This is a genomic window from Paramagnetospirillum magnetotacticum MS-1, from assembly GCF_000829825.1.
Taxonomy (GTDB): domain Bacteria; phylum Pseudomonadota; class Alphaproteobacteria; order Rhodospirillales; family Magnetospirillaceae; genus Phaeospirillum; species Phaeospirillum magnetotacticum.
In genome coordinates, this window is the sequence record NZ_JXSL01000027.1 from 121,444 (window position 1) to 142,999 (window position 21,556).

Annotated in this window: 20 protein-coding genes; 15 read left to right on the top strand and 5 right to left on the bottom strand. The window is 63.3% G+C overall.

Annotation, left to right across the window (positions count from 1 at the left end):
• Position 1 precedes the first annotated feature (1 nt).
• From CCC_RS09260 to CCC_RS09270, 3 genes are all read left to right on the top strand, one after another.
• The gene (locus CCC_RS09260) at positions 2-982 is read left to right on the top strand and encodes an NAD-dependent epimerase/dehydratase family protein (RefSeq protein ID WP_009867221.1); all 981 of its coding nucleotides are present in this window, start codon (positions 2-4) and stop codon (positions 980-982) included.
• Positions 983-1,047: 65 nt separating this feature from the next.
• The gene (locus CCC_RS09265) at positions 1,048-1,350 is read left to right on the top strand and encodes a hypothetical protein (protein ID WP_041040983.1); all 303 of its coding nucleotides are present in this window, start codon (positions 1,048-1,050) and stop codon (positions 1,348-1,350) included.
• Positions 1,351-1,587: 237 nt separating this feature from the next.
• Positions 1,588-3,105 (top strand): hypothetical protein, encoded by a 1,518-nt coding sequence (locus CCC_RS09270; RefSeq protein WP_041040985.1) that lies wholly within the window; start codon positions 1,588-1,590, stop codon positions 3,103-3,105.
• A 281-nt stretch (positions 3,106-3,386) separates the two neighbouring features.
• Here the strand turns inward: CCC_RS09270 and CCC_RS09275 are convergent, their stop codons facing one another.
• Entirely contained in the window at positions 3,387-7,061 is a 3,675-nt protein-coding gene (locus CCC_RS09275) for a vitamin B12-dependent ribonucleotide reductase (RefSeq protein ID WP_009867646.1), read from the bottom strand.
• Positions 7,062-7,418: 357 nt separating this feature from the next.
• Here CCC_RS09275 and CCC_RS09280 point away from each other — a divergent pair, with 357 nt between their 5' ends.
• From CCC_RS09280 to CCC_RS09295, 4 genes are read left to right on the top strand one after another with little or no spacing between them, the layout of a single operon-like run.
• Positions 7,419-7,769, top strand: coding sequence for an NADH:ubiquinone oxidoreductase subunit NDUFA12 (locus CCC_RS09280; RefSeq protein ID WP_009867645.1), 351 nt, complete (start codon positions 7,419-7,421; stop codon positions 7,767-7,769).
• 25 nt (positions 7,770-7,794) lie between these two features.
• Positions 7,795-8,286 carry an outer membrane lipid asymmetry maintenance protein MlaD gene (gene mlaD / locus CCC_RS09285; protein WP_009867644.1) on the top strand — a complete coding sequence of 164 codons (492 nt, stop codon included), beginning with the start codon at positions 7,795-7,797 and terminating at the stop codon, positions 8,284-8,286.
• A gap of 11 nt (positions 8,287-8,297) precedes the next feature.
• A complete protein-coding gene (locus CCC_RS09290; protein ID WP_041040987.1) occupies positions 8,298-8,768 on the top strand; it encodes an MlaD family protein in 471 nt (156 codons plus the stop codon).
• A 39-nt stretch (positions 8,769-8,807) separates the two neighbouring features.
• Complete coding sequence (locus tag CCC_RS09295; RefSeq protein ID WP_236686345.1) at positions 8,808-9,254, top strand: DUF2155 domain-containing protein; 447 nt, start codon at positions 8,808-8,810, stop codon at positions 9,252-9,254.
• On the opposite strand, the gene aat is transcribed toward CCC_RS09295, so the two are convergent.
• Positions 9,251-9,880, bottom strand: a complete 630-nt coding sequence (gene aat / locus CCC_RS09300) for a leucyl/phenylalanyl-tRNA--protein transferase (protein ID WP_041040991.1) — start codon at positions 9,878-9,880, stop codon at positions 9,251-9,253. The two genes, CCC_RS09295 and aat, sit on opposite strands and share 4 nt — an antisense overlap.
• A 131-nt stretch (positions 9,881-10,011) precedes the next feature.
• On the opposite strand from aat, the gene CCC_RS21170 reads away from it, so the two are divergent.
• Together CCC_RS21170 and CCC_RS09310 are read left to right on the top strand one after the other, a co-directional pair.
• Positions 10,012-10,464: a bacteriohemerythrin gene (locus CCC_RS21170; protein ID WP_009867015.1), complete on the top strand. Its 453-nt coding sequence runs from the start codon at positions 10,012-10,014 to the stop codon at positions 10,462-10,464.
• Positions 10,464-11,867, top strand: a complete 1,404-nt coding sequence (locus tag CCC_RS09310; protein WP_009867016.1) for a nicotinate phosphoribosyltransferase — start codon at positions 10,464-10,466, stop codon at positions 11,865-11,867. The genes CCC_RS21170 and CCC_RS09310 overlap by 1 nt, the downstream gene beginning before the upstream one ends.
• On the opposite strand, the gene CCC_RS09315 is transcribed toward CCC_RS09310, so the two are convergent.
• A complete protein-coding gene (locus CCC_RS09315; RefSeq protein ID WP_041040993.1) occupies positions 11,852-13,309 on the bottom strand; it encodes a glycosyltransferase family protein in 1,458 nt (485 codons plus the stop codon). The two genes, CCC_RS09310 and CCC_RS09315, sit on opposite strands and share 16 nt — an antisense overlap.
• 206 nt (positions 13,310-13,515) lie before the next feature.
• On the opposite strand from CCC_RS09315, the gene CCC_RS21175 reads away from it, so the two are divergent.
• The gene (locus CCC_RS21175; protein ID WP_009867139.1) at positions 13,516-15,576 is read left to right on the top strand and encodes a sensor histidine kinase; all 2,061 of its coding nucleotides are present in this window, start codon (positions 13,516-13,518) and stop codon (positions 15,574-15,576) included.
• On the opposite strand, the gene CCC_RS09325 is transcribed toward CCC_RS21175, so the two are convergent.
• Both CCC_RS09325 and CCC_RS09330 read right to left on the bottom strand, forming a co-directional pair.
• A complete protein-coding gene (locus tag CCC_RS09325) occupies positions 15,577-16,854 on the bottom strand; it encodes an alpha-glucosidase/alpha-galactosidase (protein ID WP_041040995.1) in 1,278 nt (425 codons plus the stop codon).
• A 161-nt stretch (positions 16,855-17,015) separates the two neighbouring features.
• Positions 17,016-17,801, bottom strand: coding sequence for a glucosamine-6-phosphate deaminase (locus tag CCC_RS09330; RefSeq protein ID WP_009867283.1), 786 nt, complete (start codon positions 17,799-17,801; stop codon positions 17,016-17,018).
• A gap of 134 nt (positions 17,802-17,935) precedes the next feature.
• Here CCC_RS09330 and CCC_RS09335 point away from each other — a divergent pair, with 134 nt between their 5' ends.
• The 5 genes from CCC_RS09335 to CCC_RS09350 all read left to right on the top strand — a co-directional run bounded on the left by CCC_RS09335 (position 17,936) and on the right by CCC_RS09350 (position 21,447).
• Positions 17,936-18,631: a class I SAM-dependent methyltransferase gene (locus tag CCC_RS09335; protein ID WP_009867284.1), complete on the top strand. Its 696-nt coding sequence runs from the start codon at positions 17,936-17,938 to the stop codon at positions 18,629-18,631.
• A gap of 61 nt (positions 18,632-18,692) precedes the next feature.
• Positions 18,693-18,962, top strand: coding sequence for a FeoA family protein (locus CCC_RS09340; protein WP_009867285.1), 270 nt, complete (start codon positions 18,693-18,695; stop codon positions 18,960-18,962).
• A gap of 2 nt (positions 18,963-18,964) precedes the next feature.
• Entirely contained in the window at positions 18,965-20,086 is a 1,122-nt protein-coding gene (locus CCC_RS22775; protein WP_236686346.1) for a ferrous iron transporter B, read from the top strand.
• Between the two features lie 6 nt (positions 20,087-20,092).
• Positions 20,093-21,235: a nucleoside recognition domain-containing protein gene (locus CCC_RS22780; RefSeq protein ID WP_009867245.1), complete on the top strand. Its 1,143-nt coding sequence runs from the start codon at positions 20,093-20,095 to the stop codon at positions 21,233-21,235.
• Positions 21,232-21,447, top strand: a complete 216-nt coding sequence (locus tag CCC_RS09350) for a FeoC-like transcriptional regulator (protein WP_009867244.1) — start codon at positions 21,232-21,234, stop codon at positions 21,445-21,447. Before CCC_RS22780 ends, CCC_RS09350 begins: the two co-directional genes overlap by 4 nt.
• Positions 21,448-21,556 lie beyond the last annotated feature (109 nt).

A 21,556-nucleotide genomic window follows, 5' to 3' on the forward strand; every position in this document is an offset into this window, starting at 1 on the left:
GATGACCGTCCTCGTTACCGGCGCTGCCGGATTTATCGGATATCACGCCAGCCTTCGTCTGTTGGCGCGGGGCCAGCGCGTTCTTGGCGTTGATTGCCTCAGCCCCTATTACGACGTGCGGCTGAAGCACACCCGGCTCGAGCATCTGCGCAAGCACGAGGGCTTCTCCTTCGTCCAGGCAGACATCGCCGACCGGTCCGCAATGGAAGAGGTGGCGCGGTCCCATCCCGAGGTGACGGCCTATATCAATCTGGCGGCCCAGGCGGGGGTGCGCCATTCGCTGACCGCCCCCTTCGACTACACCCACTCCAATATCGAAGGCCATCTGGTGATGCTGGAGATGGCGCGCGCCAATCCCAAATGCCGCCATTTCGTCTATGCCAGTTCGTCCTCGGTCTATGGCGCCAATACCAAGCTGCCGTTTTCGGTGGAAGATCGGGTGGATACGCCCATCTCGCTTTATGCCGCGTCCAAGCGCTCGGGCGAACTGATGAGCCATTCCTACAGCCATCTGTTCCGCGTTCCCACCACGGGTCTGCGCTTCTTCACGGTCTATGGCCCCTGGGGCCGTCCCGACATGGCCGCCTATCTCTTCGCCGACGCCATCGTCGCCGGGAAGCCCATCAAGGTGTTCAACAACGGCGATATGCGCCGCGACTTCACCTATATCGACGATATCGTCTCGGGCGTGGTGGGGGTCCTCGACAATCCGCCCGCCGATGACGGCCAGGCTCCGCCGTATCGCCTTTACAATATCGGCAACAACAATTCCGAAAAGCTGATGGACTTCATCGGGCTGGTGGAAAGCTCGCTGGGGCGCAAGGCCAGCTATGACTTCCACCCCATGCAGCCGGGTGACGTCAAGGAAACCTACGCCGATATTTCGGCCATCCAGCGTGACGTGGGCTTTGCCCCCACCACCCCCATCAGCGTCGGCGTGCCCCGCTTCATCGAGTGGTACAAGCAGTATCACGGTCTGTGAGGCAATCGCTTGATCCGGCGATTCGTGGTATGATGGGGACCTGAAGTAATTGGGGGGAGGACGTCATGTCCGTCTCCGTTACATCATCCCTTGTCACCACGCAGACCAGCTATCCCGTTCTGGTCAATGGCATCTTGTGCTTCAGCGCCGCCGAGGTCGCCGCGGCACGTAACTTCGTCGATCTGAAAGCCGATCAGCAAGCCGTCTCGGCCTCCAAGCAGGCCAGCCCGTCATCGCAATACCCGCGCACCGTCAATGGGCAGCTGTGTTTCAGCGATGCCGACGCGGCTGCCGCGCGTAACTACACCAGCGTGAACAGACCGCAGACGTCGGGGGGGCGGGGGACCGTCATCGACATTTACGCCTGAAGTGCTGAGACCGTCCGCCCTGACCCCTTGTAAATGGCCAAGGCGATGCAAATGTATATGCAAATCTTCCCCGCCATGTTGGTTGCAGGTATTCGCCATCCCGTATGGCGTTGTCCCCTGGTTGTTACAATCCAGCGATAAATATGGCGAAAATCATCGGCAAAGTTTGCTTCTTGGCGGACTAAGTATATTCCGCTATACTTTTAAGCGGGATTGGACGAGAGGCGGGAGGGCGAAATGTCTGCCTCGAAGGGAAATGTTTGGGCGCGTCTGGCGCAGTCGCTGAAGACGCTTTGGGATGATGACAAGCCCGCACCGGCGACTGCCGTGGCGGGCAAGGTTCCCCGGCCGACCGCGCGTTCCACGGTGGAATCGGCGGCTGAGTGGCTGGAGCAGATGCTCGCCCGCAATCCCGAGATCAAGGCCAAGCTGCATGTGGTCTCTTTAAGCGAGTACCGCGATTCGGTGGGCGAGAAATGGCCGCGCCTTGCCGACAAGGTGGCGATCATCGTCGATCAGGTGGTGCGCCGGAATATCGGCCGCGGCAATACTTTCTGCCGTGATGGCGAGGATTGCTGGATTTTGGCCTTTCCCGAGGTCAGTCCCGACGAGGCCCGGCGCCGCACCATCAGCGTTGTCGAGGAACTGGGGCGCTTCCTTTATGGACATCAGCAGGGCGCCGAGGATCGTCCGGTGGCCGTTGCCGCCGAAATTTCCGTCGCCGAGGCGGTGGGCGAGGATGGCGAGTTCAACGTGACCCGGATCAATCGCGCGGTGGCCGAGGTCCGGGCCTATGTCTCGACCAGCGGTCTACCTTATCTGCCCTGCGCCCCGGCTCCGGCGGGTCCCGGCGTCAACGATCCGCTCAAAGGATGGGCCAGCCTCGATCGCCGCGCCGAGGTCCGCCGCGACGACATGAAGTGGGAAACCATCGAGGGCACCGGCGTCAAGAAACCGGCCGCCTATCTCGATCCCAGCATCGTCGGCCCGATTCCTCCGGGCGCCAGCCTGTCCTTGTTGTGGCGTCCCACCTGGGTGGCCATGGGTGAGTCCATCTCGGCCTATGGTGCCCGTGTGGTGCGCCGTGACCGCGAGAACGACGAACCCATCGAGGGGTGCCGTGCCTATCCCGAAGGTGACGTGGCCACCGCTTTGGCCCTTGACCGTTTCGTGGTCAATTCGGCGGTGCGCGATATCCGCAACGCGGCGCGTATTGCGCCCGAAGGGGTGCCCCAGCCATCGGTGATCCTGCCCTTGTCCTGGCAGTCCCTGGCATCGGATCAGCGCAATTCCGTGATTTTCGCCCTGTCCGACCTCACCCAGGAAACCCGCAATACCCGGCTGGTCATCGAGATCTTCCATATTCCCGACGGCACCACTACGCCTGAACTGGAATCCGTGGTGTCCTTCGCCAGCACTCTGTGCCGCGAGGTTCTGGTGCGGACTCGGCTGTCGGCGGCGCGGACCTCGGTCGCCGCCGAGATCGGCGTGTCCATGGTCGGGCTCGATCTGTCGGAATTCCGGCCCGAGGACAAGATGAGCGACGAGCAGCTTCTCGCCGTCCTGGAACGCATTCAGCAGGAAACCGCCAAGGATGGCATCGGCTGCTATCTGTGGAGCGCACGCCACCGCAAGATCGTCGGCGGCGTGGTCCAGGGCGGCTTCGAGATGGTCAACGGCCCCGGACTGATGAAAGACATTCCCCGTCCCGCCATGGTCCTGCCCGCGCCCCGCACCCGCTTCGCGGCGGAATAAGACCGAATCCCAACTCGGGGGCTTTTGCCCCCGATCCCCCAATCGGGAGGCAAAGCCTCCCGAACCCTTCCGTTTATTGAAACCGGAGGTTCGGAGGCTATGCCTCCGAACGGGTTCGGGCGGTAGCCCGGCTCGCGTAAGCGGAGATTTCCCGCAGCCCGTTGAGCACTCATCAACAGGCCTTGCCGCCTGAAAAAAATAGGGCTGGCTCCCCGGGGGGTGAGCCAGCCCTTCGTTGCGCGGACCGAGGAGATTAAGTTCGGATCCGCGCTTTTGTCGTTTTACGAGCAGCCGGTGGTGCCGCCGCAAGTGTCGCATTTCAGGCAGGTGCCGTTGCGCACCAGGGTGAAGTTGCCGCATTCGGGGCAGGCATCGCCTTCATAGCCCTTCATGCGCGCGGTGCGGATCTGTTCGGCGCGGGCGTCGAACTCCTGGATCAGCGCCTCGGCGTTCACCGCCACGCTGACCGCCGATTGGGCGGCGGCCGCAATCTGCATGGAGCCGCCCGAGATATCGGCGGAGACCGAGGTCGGCCCGCTGCTTCCCCGCGTCATGAACAGCAGGTTGGACGAGCGCACATAGCCCCTGGACGCCACCTTCTCGACCACCGCCAATTGCTGGGCTGCCGCAGCCGCCACGGCGGCTTCCGGCAGGCCCTCATGGGCGCCGCGACCCACCGTGTCGGGGGTGAGATCGGCGGGCTCCACATGGGCCAGATCGTTGCGGCCCAGATAGGAGATGGCCAGTTCACGGAAGATGTAGTCCAGGATGGAGGACGACATCTTGATGGTGTCGTTGCCTTCCACCATGCCCGAGGGTTCGAAGCGGGTGAACGTGAAGGCCTCGACGAATTCCTCCAGCGGCACGCCGTATTGCAGGCCCACCGAGATGGCGATGGCGAAGTTGTTCATCATGGCCCGGAAGGCGGCGCCTTCCTTGTGCATGTCGATGAAGATCTCGCCCAGCTTGCCGTCCTCGTATTCGCCGGTGTGGAGATAGACCTTGTGGCCGCCGACGATGGCCTTCTGGATATAGCCCTTGCGGCGGTCGGGCAGCTTGCGCCGGGCCTGGACCTGCTGGATCACCCGCTCGACCATGCGCTCGGCGACGATCTCGGTCCGCGTCGTCATGGAGGCGTCGGCCAGATCGTCGGCCAGTTCACCGGCATCGTCGAGCAGGGAGGCCTGCAGCGGCTGGCTGAGCTTGGAACCGTCGCGGTACAGGGCGTTGGCTTTGATGCCCAAACGCCAGGACAGCATATAGGCTTCCTTGCAATCCTCGACGGTCGCGCTGTTGGCCATGTTGATGGTCTTGGAGATGGCGCCCGAGATGAAGGGCTGGGCGGCGGCCATCATGCGGATATGGCTGTCGACGCCCAGATAGCGCTTGCCGATACGGCCGCAAGGGCTGGCGCAATCGAACACCGGCAGGTGCTCGTCCTTGAGGAAGGGCGCGCCTTCCAGGGTCATGGCGCCGGTGACATAGGTATTGGCGGCGTCGATCTGCTCCTTCGAGAAGCCGAGGAAGGCCAGCATGTCGAAGGTGTAGTCGTCCAACTTGGCCTGAGGAATCCCCAAGGTCTCGGTGCAGAACTGCTCGCCCAGGCCGTATTTGTTGAACACGAACTTGATGTCGAAAGCGCTTTCCAGCTGGCTTTCGATCTTGTCCAGCGTGGCGTCGTCAAAGCCCTTGGCCTTCAGGCTGTCATGGTTGACGTGCGGCGCGCCGCGCAAGGACGCATGGCCGACCGCATAGCGAATGATCTCGGCGATATCGCCTTCGTTGTAGCCCAGCGTGCGCAGCGCCTCGGGCACCATGCGGTTGATGATCTTGAAGTAGCCGCCGCCGGCCAGCTTCTTGAATTTCACCAGGGCGAAGTCGGGCTCGATGCCGGTGGTGTCGCAATCCATCACCAGGCCGATGGTGCCGGTGGGGGCGACCACGGTGGCCTGGGCGTTCCTGAAGCCATGCTTCTCGCCCTTGGCCAGTGCCTCGTCCCAAGCCTGACGGGACGCGGCCAGCAGGGGAGCGTCTGGGCAATTGGCGGCGTCCAGCGGTACCGGAATGACCGAAAGGCCCTCATAGCCGGTGCCCATGCCATGGGCGGCGCGGCGGTGGTTGCGGATGACCCGCATCATGGCGGCGCGGTTCTTCTCGAAACCCTCGAAGGCGCCCAGTTCCTCGGCCATGTCGGCGGAGGTGGCGTAAGACTCGCCGGTCATCAGGGCGGTGATGGCCCCGATCAGGGCGCGGCCCTTGTCGCTGTCATAGGGGATGCCGCCAGCCATCAACAGGCCGCCCACATTGGCGTAACCCAGGCCCAGGGTGCGGAACTCGTAGGACAGTTCGGCGATCTTGGGCGAGGGGAACTGGGCCATCAGCACGGAGATTTCCAGCACCATGGTCCACAGGCGGCAGGCGTGGCGGAAGCCTTCGACGTCGAAGGAGCCGTCGTCATTCCTGAAGCACAGCAGGTTCAAGGACGCCAGATTGCAGGCGGTATCGTCCAGGAACATGTATTCCGAGCAGGGATTGGACGCGTTGATGCGGCCGGACTCGGGGCAAGTGTGCCACTCATTGATGGTGGTATCGAACTGGATGCCCGGATCGGCGCAGGCCCAGGCCGCCTCGCCGATCTGCTCCCACAGGTCGCGGGCCTTCAGGGTCTTGGAGGTCTTGGTCGAATTGCGGTGCTTCAGGTTCCAGTCGCTGTCATGCAGCACGGCATTGAGGAAGCCGTTGTCGACGCGCACCGAATTGTTGGAATTCTGGCCCGAGACGGTGAGATAGGCCTCGGAATCCCAGTCGGTGTCCAGCACCGGGAAGTCGATCTGGGTATAGCCCTGGCGCGCGAACTGGATGACGCGCTGGATGTAGTTCTCGGGGATCTCGCACTTGCGGCCCTCGATGATGGCCTTCTTCAGGCGCTTGTTGATCTTGGGGTCGAAGCGGGCTTCCCCGTCCTGGCCGTCCCATTCGCGGCAGGCGGCCATCACTTCGGTCAGGCAGCGGGCGGCCAGGCGCGAACCGGCCACCAGGGCGGCCACCTTCTGCTCTTCGCGCACCTTCCAGGAAATGAACTTCTCGATATCGGGATGGTCCACGTCGACCACCACCATCTTGGCGGCGCGGCGCGTGGTGCCTCCCGACTTGATGGCGCCCGCCGCGCGGTCGCCGATCTTGAGGAAGCTCATCAGGCCGGACGAACGGCCGCCGCCCGAAAGCTTCTCGCCTTCGCCGCGCAGCCGCGAGAAATTGGTGCCGGTACCCGAGCCGTATTTGAACAGGCGGGCCTCGCGCACCCACAGATCCATGATGCCGCCTTCATTGACCAGATCGTCCTCGATGGACTGGATGAAGCAGGCATGGGGCTGGGGATGTTCGTAGGCGGACTTGGAGCGGACCAGCTTGCCGGTCTTGAAGTCCACATAGGAATGGCCCTGGCCGGGGCCGTCGATGCCATAGGCCCAGTGCAGGCCGGTATTGAACCATTGCGGGGAATTGGGGGCGCCCATCTGGCGGGCCAGCATGCAGGCCATCTCGTCGCGGAAGGCTCGCGCGTCGTCCTCGGCGTTGAAATAGCCGCCCTTCCAGCCCCAATAGGTCCAGGTGCCAGCCAGGCGATCGAACACCTGCTTGGCGCTCTTCTCGCCGACGATGCGCTCTTTCTCGGGCAGCTTGGCCAGCGCCTCGGAATCGGGTTCGTGACGGCACAGCCAATCGGGCACGCCCTTTTCGGCGACGCGCTTCAGCTTGGCGGGAACACCGGCCTTGCGGAAATACTTCTGGGCCAGAACGTCGCAGGCCACCTGCGACCAGTCGGCGGGGACCTCGATATCGGTGGCGGAGAACACCACGGACCCATCGGGGTTGCGGATTTCGCTGGTCGCCTTGCGGAACTGGATTCCGTCATAGGCGGTTTCGCCGGACTTGGTGTAGTGACGCTGGACGCGCATTTTTGCCCCTCTGCTCCGCTGACCCTTGGACGATCCCATCGAGATGGACACAAAGACGGCGGCAGGCGCCAGAATCTCGGCGCGTCTCCCCCCATTTCCCGTGTCGTCCACAATATCTTGTGGTTTTCCCTCGACAGAGACGCAGCCTATGTCACGGGGCTCCGTTGCGTCAACGATTCTTTACCAAGCATTCACATCATATTGTGTTTGAAATCGACGAAACTTGGCACTGCTAGTGGTGCCCGTGGCTGGAATCCGCCATTTTCGCCGCGATGGGCGGGAATTTCGCAACCCCTCTGGACGGGGAGGGTGGCTTTTGCCTATAGTCCGCCCGACATTTGTTTCGCGAGGATCGAGATGGCGACGCTGGGCACCCTGCTTTACACCTGGGCCAAGGGCAAGCTGGTTGGAACCGATGCCGAGGGCAACCGCTATTATACCGAGCGCTCTGCGGCCAAGGGACGGCGCACCAAGCGCTGGGTCATCTATAAGGGCAAGGCCGAGGCTTCGCGCGTTGCCCCTGAATGGCACGCCTGGCTGCACTATACCTCGGACAAGCCGCTGACCGACGTGGCGCGCCAGCCCTGGCAGAAGCCGCACCAGTCCAACAAGACCGGTTCGCCCGAGGCCTATCTGCCCCCTGGGCACGACTTGGCTGGCGGCAAGCGCGACCGCGCCACCGGCGATTACGAGGCGTGGCAGCCCTGATCGTCAGCCGAGGGGGGATGGGGGCATGGTCAGCCGCATAGATCGCGATACCGTGACGGGCGGCGCCGTGATGCTGGTCGGCGCGCTGCTGCTGATTCTGGCTTTCGCGGTCGGCGGCAAGAGCGCCGAAAGCGGTGACGGCTATGTGCTGAAGGCCCGTTTCAATCGCGCCGACGGCATCAATGTGGGCAGCAATGTGCGCCTGTCGGGCACCAATGTCGGCCGGGTGGTGGATCAGTCCCTGGATGAACGCTATCGCGCCGTGCTGACCCTTCGTCTGCGCAACGACATCTCGCTGACCAGCGACACGGCGGCGGTGATCTATACCGACGGCCTGTTGGGCGCCAAGTTCATCGAACTCAAGCCGGGCGGAGACGAGCAGATGCTCAAGCCTGGTGCCGAGATCCAATACACCCAGGACGCCGTGGTCATCGAAGATCTGCTGGACATGATTATCCAGCAAGGCCGCGCCAAGCGCGGCTATCTCGACAAGCCTTTGCCGTCCACCACCAATTGAGCAGGTAAGCCATGGGCCGGAATCTGATCGAAACCATCATGGGGGCCGTGGTCTTGGGCGTGGCAGGGTTCTTCCTGGTCTTCGCCTATACCCACGCCAACCTCAAGAAGATCGAGGGTTACGAAATCTCCGCCACCTTCGCCAGTGTCGGCGGTCTCGATACCGGCGCCGACGTCAAGATCAACGGCATCAAGGTGGGTACCGTCGCGGCGCAATCCCTGGACCCTGTCACCTATGACGCGGTGGTGAAGCTCTCCATCGCCCACGGCATCACCTTGCCCACCGACACGGTGGCCGCCGTGTCGTCGGAAGGCCTGTTGGGCGGCAAGTTCATCAAGCTGAGCCCGGGCAAGGCCAAGACCATGATCGCCGCCGGTGGCGCCCTTGGGCCCTCCAAGAACTTCAAGTCCATCGAGGAGATGGTGGGCCAGCTGATCTTCCTGGCCACCACCGACAACGCGCCCGCCGCCGCCAAGGAATAGGGCGACAGCCCCCGCGCGACGAAGGACGAGGAGATGACCATGCGCAGAGTATTGGCGGCGATGGCGCTTTTGGCGGCTGGGGCGGCACAGGCGCAAACCTCCGCCCCGGTGCCTGTTCCCGCCCCGGCTCCGGCCGCTGTTCCCGCCCCGCCCTCTCCCATGACGGGTGCCGATCTGTCTTTCGAAACGGCTGTGCTGCAAGGGCTGGACAAGGTCACGGCCCGGGTGGTGACGGTGGAAGCCCCGGTGGGGGCGCCCGTGCATGTGGGCTCGCTGGAAATCATCGTGCGGGCCTGCAAGAAGCGCCGTCCCGAGGATCAGCCGGAAAGCGCCGCTTTCCTCGATATCTGGGAATTGCACAAAGACCAGCCAGCCTCGGCCCTGTTCCGTGGCTGGATGTTCGCTTCCAGCCCGGCGCTCTCGGCCATGGAACATCCGGTTTACGACATCTGGGTCCTTGATTGCCGCGGCAAGGCCGTTCGCTAACCCAAGGCCCATTCCCAGGAAATAGCACCATCGCGGTCGAACCACGCCCGTTCGTCAAGAGCATCGGCCAGACGTTCCTGATAGGCGGCACGGGGAATTTCCACGGCGCCGAATTGCTTGAGATGGTCGGTGACGAACTGGGTGTCGAGCAGGCGAAATCCATCCCGGCGCAGGCGGGCCACCAAATGGACCAGCGCCACCTTGGAGGCGTCGGTGCGCCGCGAGAACATGCTTTCCCCGAAAAAGGCGGCGCCCAGCGCCAAACCGTAGAGACCTCCCACCAGTTGGCCGTCCTGGCGGACTTCCACCGAATGGGCCAGGCCCAGTTCGAACAGCTCGACGAAAAGCGAGATGATCTTCTCGTTGATCCAGGTTTCTGGCCGCTCGATGGTGGCCTCGCCACAGGCCCGCATCACGGATTCGAATTGGGTGTCGCAGGTGACCTCGAACCGGCCCGAGCGCAAAGTCTTGCGCAGGCTTTTCGGAATGTGGAATCCGTCCAGCGGCAAAATGCCGCGCTGCTCCGGATCGACCCAGTACAGGCGGTTTTCGTCGCGGGACCGGGCCATGGGAAAGACGCCAGAGGCATAGGCGCGCAACAGCAGATCTGAGGTCAGAGGACGCATGGGAGCAGCCTAACCCATCCGCTTTTTCCCGACGACGTCAAATCGGCGCTCGGCGGCTTGTTGTCGCAATGGCGTGCCTATATAATGGGCGCGCGACATGAAAGTGCATTTAATGTGCATTTGGAGGGGGAATGAAGGCCGAACGCTTGCATTGGGACTTCTGGAGCGAGGAACTGGCCATCGGTCATGCCGTCATCGACGATGACCATAAGCGGATTCTCGCCGGTATCGAGCGGCTGGCCAAGGCGTTCCAACTGGGAGACGGCGACGAGGCGCTGCGCGACGGGCTTGCCCTGATCGTCGACTATTCCAAGTCCCACTTCGAACGTGAGGAGCGCATGCTGGCGGCGGCCGGATATCCCCATCTGGAACATCACCGCGCCCGACATCAGAGCTTTAGCGACTATGTGGCCCATGCATCCGAGGCCGACGGGGGCATCGATCATGGGGCGCTTCTATCCTATCTGGTGGATTGGTGGGTCGGCCATATCGCGTCCGAGGACAAGCTTTACCGACCGGCACTGCGGGGTAAGGAAGAGGCCATCGCCGCCGCCTTCGGAGACGAGCGGCGGGGGGCTGCGTGATGGGCGGTTTCAATCCCATCCTGGCGGTGGACAGCTACAAGGCCAGCCACAAATGGCAGTACCCGCCCGAGACGGACTTTGTGTCCTCCTATGTGGAAGCCCGGGCCGACAATAGCGGCCTGGATCTTCCCGGCACGCTGGTCTTCGGCCTTCAGCCCTTGCTGCGCCGGTTGGCCGCCCATCCGGTGGGCGAGGGGGACATCGTCAGGGCGGCCCGGCTGTTTGCGGCCCACGGGGTTCCCTTTCATGAAGACGGATGGCGTCATATCCTCACCCGCCATGGCGGGCGTCTGCCCCTGGAAATTCGCGCGGTGCCGGAAGGGACGCTGGTTCCCTTTTCCAATGTGGTGGCGCAGGTGGTCAACACCGACCCTCAGGCCTTCTGGCTGACCTCCTATATCGAGACCATGCTGCAGCGGGCCTTGTGGTATCCGTCGACCGTGGCCACCGTCTCCTGGGCAGTGAAGCGAATCTTGCGGGAGTTCTGGACCCTCACCTCGGACGAGCCCGAGGGCAGCCTGGATTTCAAGCTCCACGATTTTGGCGCTCGCGGCGCCTCGTCGGGGGAAAGCGCCGCCCTGGGCGGGCTGGCCCATCTGGTCAATTTCAAGGGCACCGACACCATCGAGGCCTTGCTGGCCGCCGAGGAGCATTATGCCGAACCCATGGCCGGGTTCTCCATCCCCGCGGCCGAGCACTCCACCATCACCAGTTGGGGGCGGGCGGGCGAGGTCGAGGCCTATGCCAATATGCTCGAACAGTTCGGGGGGCCGGGTCGCCTTGTGGCGGTGGTCTCGGATTCCTACGACGTCTTTCATGCCGTGGAGAATCTTTGGGGGCGGGAACTTCGCGCCCAGGTGCTGGACATGGGCGGAACCCTGGTGATCCGACCCGATTCCGGCGATCCGGTCGAAGTGGTGTCCCAGGTGCTGCGCCTGGCCGCCGCCGCCTTCGGAACGACCCGCAACTCCAAGGGCTTCCGCGTCCTCAATCCGGCTGTCCGCATCATTCAGGGCGACGGGGTCAATCCCAAATCCATCCGCGCCATTCTCGCCCGGATGGTCGATGACGGCTTTGCCATCGACAATATCGCCTTTGGCATGGGCGGCGCGCTGCTGCAAAAGGTGGACCGCGATACCTTCTCCTGGGCCATGAAGGCTTCGGCGGTGCGGGTGGCGGGCCATTGGCGCGACGTCTATAAGGAGCCGGTGACCGATGGCGGCAAGGGCTCCAAGCGCGGACGTCTGGCTCTGACCCGCGACCCGGGCGGCACACTCCGCACCGTGCGGGCCGAGGAGTGTCCGGCAGGTGGAGATCTTCTGCGTCCGGTCTTCCGGGACGGAGAACTGCTGGTGGAGGACAGTCTGGCCCAGGTGCGCGAGCGGGCTTATCCCGGCGTGTAAAAGCGCCCGGTGATGCCTGTGCGCCGGAGCTTATAGCTGTTGTCCAGGGCGTCGAAGACGTCGTCGGCGAAGTTGATGAAGCGGGGCGGCATGGACTGAGCCCCCTTGGCCTCGTCCACGGGATGGGCGCGGCGGCTGATGATCTGGACCACGGCGACTTCGCGTCTGGCCAGCATGCCCGTCAGGGTGTCGGCGGGTACCCGGTTGTTGGTGATGGCCTGGGTGGCGCCATAGGCATCGATCCACATGGGCTTGCCAGCTTTCAGGCAGAGCAGCAGGGATTCGCAGATGGCCGGGCCGGGCACGGTCTTCAGCCAGGCTACGTCGTCCAGAAACAGCGCTTCGCGCTCTTTCAGATCTCCGGCCATGTCCACCCCGAAGCGGCCCAAGGCGATGGGCATATGGAACAGCAATCCCGCATGGACGATCAGCGCGAGGGCGGCGCAGGCCTTGGGGCCCAGGCCAGGCCGGGCGCGCAGCCAGGCGGCGGCGGGTCCGGCCGCCATGGCGCAGGCGATCATGGCGTCGAAGAAGATGTTGGTGTCCACCCCGGCGCCGCCGGAAAAGCCCATGGCCAGGGCGAGGCTTAGGGCCAGATAGGCACCCAGTTTGGTGCTGATCCCGCCATCACGGCCCATCAGGACGTAAAGGCCGATCACGGCGATGGGGGCCTGAAGCAGGTCCAGCATCTCGGTGGTGAGTATGACGCCGCGCGCTGCGTCATACTGGCGCGACGCCAGAAGGTTCTTGAAGAAACCGGCGCCGAACTTGGCATCGATCACCACGAGGGCAAGGGCGGCAAGCCCCAATCCGGTGCCGAGGAACAAAGCCCGCTCGCGATTGGTTCCGCGCCAGATCAGATGGATCGTGGCCACCACCGGCAAGGCCAGGACATTGTGCTTGCACAGCAACCCGGCCGCGAACAGCAGGGCGACCAGGGGCAGGCGGGCCGCGCCGCCCCGGCGGTTCACATAGAGGGCGAAACCCGCGCACAAGAAACCCTGGGCCAGCAATTGCGGGTCGTTGACGCCCACATAATCGGCGGCAAAGCCCGATAGCATGCCGAGAGCCGCCGAGGCCGAGAGAACCGCGTCGATCCGCCTTGCCCCTGCGGCGCGGGCCACCATGGCGGCCGAGAGCGCGATGACAGCCACCGCCAGCAACGACAACAGCCGCCCGGCCAGGACCATGTCGCCGATCAGGCTTCCCAGCAGCCCCACCAGATAGAAGGAGAGAGGCGGGTAGTTGTTCACGAACAACGGCGTGTCGGCCGAGTACAGGGACAGGCCCGCCATGGCCCGCATCTGCTGATAGGCGTTCCAGCCCTCGTTGTAGTCGAGTTCCAACGCGGTGCCGACCCTCAGACAGGGATAGGCGAACAGGGCCAATGCCAGAAGTGCCAGGCCGGCGACGGTCAACTTGTAGGCGTCGGTTCTTCTCAAGGCCGCTCTCGCATGCAGTTCGGGTGACTAGGGGGTGTAGCAACAATTTTGTCCGCGATCATCCGCTATTTGCCGGGGGACTGGTTATGTATCGCCGAGATCCCAAGGTGGATAAGGTGATTTCCTTATGGGCGTAAAAATGTAGAATTGGGCAATTCAACATGTCGGGGCCTTTGATGGGTGTTGCGCGGCCGGTCGAAGATGGAGTGCCAGACGATTCCGAGGCTCTGAGGTTTCGTCGCCTGCGCCGCTGGCTGATTGCCGGTTTTGTCGCCGCAAATCTGTTCCTTGTTGTCGCCTATCTGCTGATGGCTCTGCTGGCGCGGCGTTATGCCATCGAGGAGACGGGGCGTTCTATGAGCGGTCTGGCCCAGGCCCTGTCGGAACAGGCCGAGGCCACGATCCGCTCGGAGGCCGCCATCCTGACCTCCATGCAGCGAGAGATAAAGGCGCGTGGCGGTGTGGCGGCCTTCGACGAGACCGCCTGGTACAAGATGTTCATGTCCCATTTGGACCTGTTCAGCGACGATCCCGCCGACAAACCCTTGCACGCCTTGTATTTCGTGACCGCCCAAGGTATCGCCTCGGCGTCTTCGGTCAGCAATCCCACACGTCGGGCCGATGCCTCGGAGAGGCCTTATTTCGTCTTCCATCGTGATCATCCCGGTGACGATCTTTATATTTCCGCGCTTTCCCAGTCCAAGATCACCGGGCTGTGGGTGTTCTTTCTGACCCAGCGCATCAATGGGCCGGATGGATCGTTCCAAGGCGTGCTGGGCATGTCGCTGCGTATCAACCGGTTCGAAGAACTGTTCGAGCGTCTACGGCTGCCCGCGGATGGCTCCATCTCCATTCTGCGGAGCGACGGCGCTCCCTTGTTCCGCCATCCGTTCACCGAAGCTTTCGCCACGACGAAGCCGGGGGATATCGCCGGACTGGCGGCCATGGTGGAAAAAGGGGCGGGCTTTCAGGCGCAGGTCAGTCCCTTTGACGGCAAGGCTCGCATCGCAGGTTATAATATGGGCCGTCGTTATCCCATCCTGGCCGTGGCGTCAGTAACCCTCGATGGGGCCTTGGGGGGCTGGTACCGCACACTGTCCTGGTTCACTGGTCTGGGTGTGGCGGCCTTGGGATTGGGCGGAGTGCTGTTCGTGTTCACGCTGCGGCATCTGGGCAGCCTGGAGCGCGAAGCCCGCATGAGGCGGCTGACCCAGACCGTCGACCAAAATCCCAATATGATCATGACCACCGATCCCGTAGGCGTGATCGATTATGCCAATCCCAGCTTTTATCGCTTCACCGGCTTCACGCCCGAGGAGGTGATCGGCCAGACGCCGCGTATCTTGAAGTCCGGCGATGCTTCACCGGAGATTTACGCCGATCTGTGGACGACCATTCGGGCGGGGCGCGAATGGCGGGGCGAAATGCCCAACCGCCGCAGAGACGGACAGACCTATTGGGCTTCCGTGGTCATCTCGCCAGTCCTCGACCCGGAAAACCGGGTGTGCGGCTTCATCGGCATGCAGGAAGATATCAGTGAGCGCAAACGTATCGAGGGGCGGGTGGCCGAACTGGTCGCCGAGTTGAAGGAGTCCAACCAGGAGTTGGAACAGTTCGCCTATGTGGCGTCCCACGACCTTCGCCAGCCGTTGCGCATGATCAATTCCTATCTCGGATTGTTGCGAAAGAAGCTGGTTTCCTCCTTCGATGCGGAGGCCGAGGAATATTTCGCCTTCGCCTCGGATGGCGCCCGGCGGCTGGATCAGATGATTTCCGATCTCTTGGAATTTTCACGCATCGGCAAACAATCGGCCTGGGAGAGTGTCGATCTCAATGGGGTTCTGGCGGACGGGCTGCAAAATCTTCATGTCGCCATCAGCGATAGCGGCGCTTGCGTGACCATGCCCGAGGGCCTGCCGGTCATTCCGGGCGACAGGTCCGAACTGACCCGCCTGTTTCAGAACCTGATCGGCAATGCCTTGAAATACTGTCCGCCGGAGCGCAAGCCAGCGGTGGAAATCGCATGCGGTGATGGCGGTCGCGACTGGATTCTTTCGGTCAAGGACAACGGCATCGGCATCGAAGCCGATTGTCTGGAAAGGGTCTTCGGCATCTTCCAGCGTCTGGTCAGCCGGACCCAATACGAAGGTACCGGCATCGGTCTGGCGGTGTGCCGCAAGATCGCCGAACACCATGGCGGCCGCATCTGGGTCGAGTCCGTGTTGGATCAGGGCTCGACCTTTTTCGTCACCTTGCCCAAGGCGTGATCAGACGCATTTACGGATATAGGGCTTGTTGATCTCCCACAATTCATCCAGCAGCTTGACGGCGGCATCCGCGGAATTAACCACCGGATCGGCCAGTAGGGCCTGAAGCGCCAGTTCCTTGGAAGCGTGAACGGCGGCCTCCACCGACAATTGCTGCACGCCCGCCTGGACCAGGGCCAGCTTCTGCATGGGTTCGGGCAGCGGGCCCAGCGAGACGGGATGCACTCCGGCCGCATCCACGATAGCCGGGACCTCCACCGCCAGATCGGGCGGCAGGTTGGGGATGGTGCCGTTGTTCATCAGCACCGCCGATTCCAGATAGTGGTGACGGTTGTTGATGAGGCCGTCCACCACCACATTGGTGCGCTCGCCCACCGAATGCTTCCATTCGTCGGGAAGAGGACCGCCCGCCAGGACGCCCTCGATGGTTTGCTGCAGTTCCACCCTTTCGCGGGCATCGCCATCGTAATCATGGCCGTGTTCGCCGCCTTCCCAGCCGAATGCCAGATACTCGCCCATATGGTCGTCGCTGCAACTGGGCCACAGGCCGTAGATGTTGAACATCTTGCGGCTGAAGGGCTGGAAGCTGGGGTCGAAGCCGGGTTCCTTTTCCCTCAGCAGGGGATAGAGGTCCTCGCCTGTCCAGCGGTTGCGGAATTGCAGCATCCACTGGAAGTGGTTAAGCCCGATACCCCAGCATTCGGTATCGTGCCAGGATTGGCCGGTGATATGGCACAAAGCGCCCCTGGCCATGAAGATGCCGTGGCACAGGCCCATGGACTTGATGGGGCTGTACTTGCCCAGCGCCAGCACGATGCGGCTTTCCGGGTTGGAGAAGTTGAGGAACAGGGCGTCGGGACACATCTCCTCCATGTCCCGCGTGATCTCGAAGATCAGCGGCAGGGTGCGCATGGTGAAGAACAGCCCGCCCGGCCCGCCGTTCTCGCCCAGGGTCTGGCGGATGCCGTATTTCTTTGGGATCTCGAAATCCATCTTCCATAGCCGCATGCGGTCGATGGCAACGGAATTGATCACCACGCTGGCCCCGTCGAAGGCGGCGCGGCGGTCGGTGGTGCTTTCGATGATCATGCCTGCCTTGCCCTCGGCGTTCATGCGTTCGGCTAGGGCCTTCATGCGGGCCAGGGCTTGCGCGTCATGATCCACCAGGACCAGGGTGGACCCGGCCAGGGTGTCCGACGAGAACATGTCGCGGAAGGTGGACAGGCCGAACGACATGCTGCCCGCGCCGAGAAAGGCGATCTTGGTGATGTTCTTCATGGTTCGACCCTCCCAGGTCTGTTTACCGATATCGAGGTGATCGGAACCGATCACCTCGGCCCTCAATTGCCGGGCGGGCGCTGGCGCCCTTGGCTTCCGCGCCATAAGGCGCGCGGCCCCTTGGGCCTAGCCAGGCCTCATTCGAGGCCTGGCCCTATCCGTCAAAGGGCGCCCAGGCCCCCACGCTCCAACACGATTCTCGCCTCGTCCCGGTAATCCTGGGCCAGGCGAAGCCCCGCCGCCGCCGCCTCGTCCAGGACCACCACCGCATCGGGATGGAGTTGGAGGGCGGTGGCCGGAACCAGGGCCGAGACCGGGCCTTCGATCATCTTGGTGACCGCATCGGCCTTGGCCGGGCCGGTGGCCAGCAAGAGAATGCGGCGTGCACTCGAGATGGTGCCGATGCCCATGGTCAGCGCTGCCTCGGGCACGGGATCGGGAGCGAAGATGGGGGCGTTGGTGCTTCGGGTGCTGCGGCGTAATCCCACCAGTCTGGTCCTAGACGCCAATCCGCAGCCGGGCTCGTTGAAACCGATATGGCCATTGACCCCCAGGCCGAGGATCTGGAGATCCAGCCCGCCTGCCCTGGAAATACGATCCTCGTGCGCCGCGCAATAGGCGGCCAGATCGCCTTGGGCCTTTCCATCGAGCAAATGGGTCTGCGAGGGGGCGATTCCCGCCTTGTCCAAGAAGTGGTTGCGAAGGGTGGCCGCGCAACTTCCGGGATGGGTGGCGTCCAGTCCGAGATATTCGTCCAGACCGAAGACCGTAATCCGAGAGAAATCCAGGGATCGCCCCGGCTCGGTCAGCAGGGCGTACATGGCCAGGGGCGTCGCTCCGGCCGCCACGCCGATCACGCAAGCAGGTTTGGCGCGGACCAGGGCATCCACCAGCGAAGCCGCCCGCGCCGCCACGGACGAGACAGAGGGTTCGATCAGCACCCGCACCGGTTCGCCTCCCAGCCATAAAACCAGCCCTATCAGTGTACGAGGACCAACGGGAAATGCATCTGTAATCGCGCGCTTGTCCTTGCGCCCATGTGGACTTTGCCATCAAGATTACGCGGGTCTGGGGGGATTGAATGAATAATCGCAGCGGCTGGATCGAGTACTGGGATGGCGATGTCTCGGTTTATACGGGGGCAACCCATCTGAAGGCCCATTACCGTGAACTCTTTGCGGGAATTTCCCCCCTGCTTCCCGCGGCTCCGTTCACGCTTCTCGATTACGGTTGCGGCGAGGCGCTGATGGCGCCCGATATCGCAGCCAGGGGAGGGCGGGTCTTTCTCTACGACGCGGCTGGGGCGCGACGTCCCAGGCTGCGTCAGCGCTATTCCCACTTGGATGGCATCGCGGTGCCTGACGAACTGTCGGTGCTGGACGGATTGTGCGATGTGGTCCTACTCATATCGGTGATTCAATACGTGCCCAGGGAGGAATTGCCCCTCCTGCTGGGGCAGTTGCGGCATGTCCTCAAGCCCGGCGCAATCCTGATCGTCGGCGATATCCTCAGCCCTGCCAACAGCGTCCTGGCCGATGTGTCCGCCCTGCTGCGCTTTGCCTGGCGCGAAAGTTTCGTCATGGAGGCGGTGAAGGGGCTGTTGCGCACCCTGACCTCCAACTACAACCAGCGACGCCGGACGCTGGGTCTGTCAACCTACGGCGCCGGGGAAATCGGAAGCCTGCTGGAGGCGGCCGGGTTCGACGCCACGCCCTTGTCTGAGAATGTGGGCCATGCCCGTCATCGCCGTTCTGTCCTGGCGCGGCGTCGCGGCTGACATGCGTTGTCTTGTCTTGACCACAATTTTCTGATGGTCTAAGCCTGAGAATGAAGATGCGATGCGCTTGCATCTCGGTTCGCGGAGCTGGATCGCCATGGATGTTTCGCTGCAGGACATGAAGCCCGGTGACTCGGCCCGCGTGGTGGGCTTCGCCAAGGGCGAGCGGGACTACCGCCAGCGGCTGCTGGCCATGGGGCTGACCCCCGGCGCTGAATTCAAGGTGACCCGCGTGGCGCCCATGGGCGATCCGGTGGAGATCACCGTGCGCAACTTCACCCTGACGCTGCGCAAGGCCGAGGCGGCCATCCTGCGGGCCAAGAGAACCTGATCATGGCCCATATCGTCGCCGTGGTCGGCAATCCCAATTGCGGCAAGACGACGCTGTTCAACGTGCTGACCGGTTCCACTCAGCAGGTGGGCAACTGGCCGGGCGTCACCGTCGAGAAGAAGGTGGGAACCTATCTTCTGAGCGGCCAGGAATACGATCTTGTCGATCTGCCCGGCATCTACATGATCGGCGGAATCTCCAAGGGCTCCGAGGACGAGCGGGTGTCGCGCGATTACATCCTGTCCGGTGAGCCCGAGGTGGTGGTCAATATCGTCGACGCCTACAACCTGGAACGTAACCTTTATCTCACCGCCCAATTGCTGGAAATGCGGGTTCCGCTGGTGGTGGCCGTCAACATGATGGATCTGGCGGAAAAGAGCGGCATCCATATTGACGTGGAGGCCTTGTCTCGCGCCTTGGACTGTCCGGTCGTGCCCCTGATTGCCAGCCGGAAGAGGGGCGTGGACGACTTGAAGGCGGCCATCGCCGCCGCCTGCCGCGCCCGCCGTATTCCCATGGTCCAGCCCGCCCATGCAGAGGCCGTTGCCGCAGCGCGCGACGCTTTGCGCCCATGTCTGGCGGAGGCGGCCGCCGGTCGCAATGTGGATGCGGGTTGGGCGGCGTTGAAGCTGATCGAGGGCGACAGTTTCGCCGAGGCGCTGGCCGAAGGCCGCCTCGATACGGAGGTCGATTCGCATCGCGCCGAGATCGAGACCCGTTGCGGCGAGGAAGCCGACATCATCATCGCCGATGGCCGCTACACCTTCATCGGCAAGGTCATGGGCGGCTGCGTGCAGCAGACCCACAAAGTCTCCCTGGCGGCGACGCGGCGTATCGACAAGGTGGTGCTCAACCGCTTCCTCGGCGTGCCGGTCTTTTTGCTCGCCATGTATCTGATGTTTCTGTTCACCATGAAGGTGGGCGGCGCCTTCATCGACTTCTTTGGCCAGGCGGCCGAGGCCTTGGTCATGGATGGCAGCGCCCTGGCGCTGGGGCTGATGGGCGCGCCCAACTGGCTGGTGGCGGTGGTATCGGGCGGTATCGGCGGCGGCATCAAGACGGTGGCCACCTTCATTCCCATTATCGGCTCGCTGTTCCTGTTCCTGTCGTTTCTGGAGGATTAGGGCTATATGGCGCGGGCCGCCTTCGTCATGGACCGCGCCATGCGGGCCATCGGTCTGCCGGGTAAGTCCTTCGTGCCGCTGATCGTCGGTTTCGGGTGCAACGTGCCCGCCATCATGGCCACCCGCACCCTGGAAAGCCGCCGCGACCGGGTGCTGACCATCATGATGGCGCCGTTCATGTCTTGCGGGGCGCGTCTTCCGGTCTATGCCCTGTTCGCCGCCGCCTTCTTCGCCGAGAACGGCCAGAACGTGGTCTTTTCCCTGTATCTGCTGGGCATCGCTTTTGCCGTGGGCACCGGGCTGATTCTCAAGTCCACCCTGCTGCGGGGCGAGGCTTCGACCTTCGTGCTGGAATTGCCGCCCTACCATCTGCCAACTATGCGTACCGTGGTGCTGCAGACCTGGCAGCGCTTGAGTGAGTTCATCTTCCGCGCCGGGCAGTTCATCGTGCCTCTGGTGACGGTGCTGAGTGTCCTGAACACCCTTGGCACCGATTTCAGCATCGGGAAGGAGAACAGCAAGGATTCCGTTCTCGCCGCCGTCAGCCGGGCCATAACTCCGGTCTTTCACCCCATCGGCCTGTCCGATGAGAACTGGCCTGCGGCGGTTGGGCTGTTCACCGGGATTTTCGCCAAGGAGGCGGTGGTTGGCACCCTCAACGCGCTGTACTCCCAGGTGGACGCCGAGGATAAGTGTGGATGCGCCGAAGACGCTAAGCCCGGTATCGGCGATAAGCTCATGGCTGCGGCAGCGACCATTCCCGCCAAGTTCTCCGCGATGGTCGAGGCCGCCGATGAGGTGAAGGTCAAGGATGGCGTGTTCGGCGCCATGGTGGCCCGCTTCGACGGCACGGCAGGCGCCTTGGCCTATATGGTGCTGATCCTGCTCTACACCCCTTGCGTGGCGTCGCTGGGCGCCATCCGTCAGGAAGCGGGGGGAGGATGGACCCTGTTCGCCGCCGCATGGACATCGCTGCTGGGCTATTCAGCCTCGGTGGCCTGTTATCAGGCCGCCACCTTTGCGCGCCATCCGGCCCAGTCGCTGGGCTGGCTGGCGGCCTGTGTCCTGGCTCCCCTGGGGGCTTCGGGAGTGATGTGGCTGGTGGCCCGTGACCGCCGTCTCTCCGCCGTTTCAGGAGCGTCCCCATGACCCTGGTCGAAGTGAAGGCCTATCTGATGGAGCGCCACCGTGCCGGGCTGGGCGAAATCGCCACCCATTTCGACACCTCGCCCGACACTGTCCGCCAGATGCTGGCGCAATGGATCGCCAAGGGCAAGGTCAGGCAGGTGGATAACGGCTCCTGCGCCGCCGGATGCCACTGCGCCATCCGCCATGATGAGATTTACGAGTGGGTGGGGTGAATGGGCCTCTAAAGCCCCCGATCCCCCAAACGGGAGGCACGGCCTCCCGAACCCTTCAGCATTTTATAAAAACTGGTGGTTCGGAAGGCTGGGCCTCCGAACGGGTCAG